The organism is Halomonas sp. AOP43-D1-4, assembly GCF_052446175.1.
GTDB lineage: Bacteria > Pseudomonadota > Gammaproteobacteria > Pseudomonadales > Halomonadaceae > Vreelandella > Vreelandella citrativorans.
The window spans coordinates 1-2490 of the sequence record NZ_JBQSVY010000034.1; the positions used below are offsets into that span (position 1 = coordinate 1).

At 51.2% G+C, this 2490-nt stretch carries 2 protein-coding genes; both read right to left on the minus strand.

Annotated elements, in window-relative coordinates:
• Window positions 1–173: 173 nt before the first annotated feature.
• Window positions 174–1430: a type II toxin-antitoxin system HipA family toxin gene (locus tag ACT3RQ_RS17605; protein ID WP_192536201.1), complete on the minus strand. Its 1257-nt coding sequence runs from the start codon at window positions 1428–1430 to the stop codon at window positions 174–176.
• A complete protein-coding gene (locus tag ACT3RQ_RS17610) occupies window positions 1417–1755 on the minus strand; it encodes a helix-turn-helix domain-containing protein (RefSeq protein ID WP_193057445.1) in 339 nt (112 codons plus the stop codon). Before ACT3RQ_RS17610 ends, ACT3RQ_RS17605 begins: the two co-directional genes overlap by 14 nt.
• Window positions 1756–2490: the final 735 nt, after the last annotated feature.

Below are 2490 nucleotides of genomic sequence, written 5' to 3' on the forward strand. Positions count from 1 at the left end.
TTTGTGACAGCGTGGAAAACAGCTTTGAGCTTTACGGGTGGGCGCTGGTCACTGATGTGCAATTGGATAGCAAATGAGCTTTTGATGATAATTCTAAATAAGGTTTTGAGGTTACCCGCTTTTGGTGCTTTGATGATTTCATCATGACTGTATCTAACCAGGAGAATGCTGTCTCATCTCTCAGAATAGCCCTCCAGCGCAAACGGATTTAGAAACTGCCTACCCCATAGAAAGTCACGATCGACCTGGCTTAGGTCAGCCTCATCGCAAACAGCATCCCAATAATCATGGATGATCGCAATCTGGTGATTGATGATTTCACGGGCCTGAGTCCGGCTAAGACCGAGCCGCTCTGCGGCTGCCAAACAGTGGATTAGCTGACTGCGACGTTCCTGGTCATACAACAGCATCGCCTGGGTGGCTTCGCCACCGGTACGTGACTGCGGACAGATATCGTAGGCCGGAGTTAGTCGATAGTGCATACCATCCCAGAAGGCAGCATGATTACGTGCATGGTCGTCGGTATTTCCGCAAAGTACGTTGAAGACGATGCGGCTGAACAACTCGACCAGTGTTTTCCCCGGCTGGTTGAATTTAGATCGGATTCGATGGGCGAGATCTTCATAGCTGGCATAGCGGGCCATCATCTCGTCCAGACCGAGCAGCGTGAGAGCAGAGAGCACAATGTGTCTCCCCCAACCATCAGCTGTCTTCATTCTGTCGAAGCGTTCAATCAGCAGTACATCCTTGCCTAATGAGCGGGCCATCTTGATGGGCGCAACATCCAGCCCCGCCTGCTGGGCGAGCCGCATGGCGACAAATTCCGCCTTCACTACGCTGTAAAGGTCGGTACTAGAAGAGAACTTTGCCACCAATTTGCGATCCTGATCGTTCAACAGAGCCTTAGGGCGGGCACCGCCGATACTGCTGCCATGCTGAATGGCCAGGTCTAAGGCTGGGGGCAGCGGTTCTCCAGCCTCTACATACGCTGAGGCTTCTTGCAATTCATCCAAGGTGGCAACTTGGTTCTCTTGTGGTCGGTAGTCAGTGGGCGATTGCTGTAAATCTAACGCACCGATTCTATCCGAGCCAGATTCGAGCAGATAGACTAACTCATTGAAGTCGACACCATTAGCCTTATCGCCTTTTTGCCCCGTAAGACGGTTGATAATGACGCGTCGCCCCCAAGCGTCTGGTGAGGCGTCACGTAGGCAGGAAGGTAACGCACCGTCTACTTTCTCCTGGTTTCCGGGACGAAGGGGGAGCTCTTCGGGGAATAGGCTGATCGCATCAGGGCGTGTAAGGTAACTACGACCATAGGTAAAGCGATAGTGGTCTTGATCATCGCGTTCGACAAGACCGGCGACCACTGGAAATGTCTGTCTGGGAAGCCAGATCCAAACGTAGGCGCGTCGACTAGAAATCATCATCAATAGGCTCTTGTGGCTGGCGGTGAACCCGCTTGGGGAGCAATGTTAGCCGGTCTCGCTGGATCGTTTGTTCGCGGTTTAGTGTGTCCAGATCATTGGTGAATAGCGAAACGCCGACCAACGCCGCAGCTTCGAAATAAGTTCCAATAGCCACTCGGGATGAGCCTTTGGCGACCTGACGGATAGTGACCACGCCAACACCAACCCGATCAGCGAGCTCGTCGCGGGTCCACCCTTTATTGAGTCTACCCTCTTCGATCAGTCCGGCGAACAGACGCAGGGAGAGGGAGGCTTTAGGGCTGAGGGTAACATGCCGTGTTTTCATATCGACACTATAATATATATATCTTTTATTATCGACAATATAATGTCGATTTATTACATTTTTACCTTAGAGAACAACTTTGAGCCTTACTGGTGGGCGCTGGTCACTGATGGGTAATTGGATGGCAGATGAGGTTTTGAGGTTAACTGCTTTTGGTTCTTTGATGATGTCATCATTTTCTGCCCAGGCAGATGTTGCGATCGTAACCTGTAACATTAAGCACATAGGGTGGATTTACGGTAAGGACTTCGCGACTTTGGGTGAGATAGGCAACAGTTTCGATTTGCTCGCTGTGCAAGAAGTGATGAGGTAACTGCTCCCCGCCCTAATGGGTGGGGCTTCCCTCTTCAACGGCTGCTACCGACAACGTGGCGGATTTACGCGAGCTTCGATGGGCAAGTCCTTCAGCCTTCAACTTCAAGATACCTTGATGCTTGATCGTTGATGTCCCGGTCGTAACGTGTATGGCAGGTGGAGCGACTACTGAGACGCTTAAAACTTATGTTCAGTGGCACCAGGCACCAGACTAGAACTGCGAAGAAGGGGCTGAAAATCTGCATCTTTCGTTGGAGCAGGCATCGGGTGAACCTTGAGGATACGTGATGAGTCACCTGATCGGCCGCAGCAGCTAAAAAGAAGCGTATGTGTTTTTTGGGGTGAGAATCGTAAGTTTAAGCATCCGGTGGAGACGCTGTGTTTTTCGACGGTGCTGGTGTCTTTTCATAGGAGCCGTAC

Bases quoted from the DNA above. Each gene is read 5' to 3' on its own strand.
- ACT3RQ_RS17610 (WP_193057445.1), bottom strand. From the start codon at position 1,755: ATGAAAACACGGCATGTTACCCTCAGCCCTAAAGCCTCCCTCTCCCTG.
- ACT3RQ_RS17605 (WP_192536201.1), bottom strand. From the start codon at position 1,430: ATGATGATTTCTAGTCGACGCGCCTACGTTTGGATCTGGCTTCCCAGA.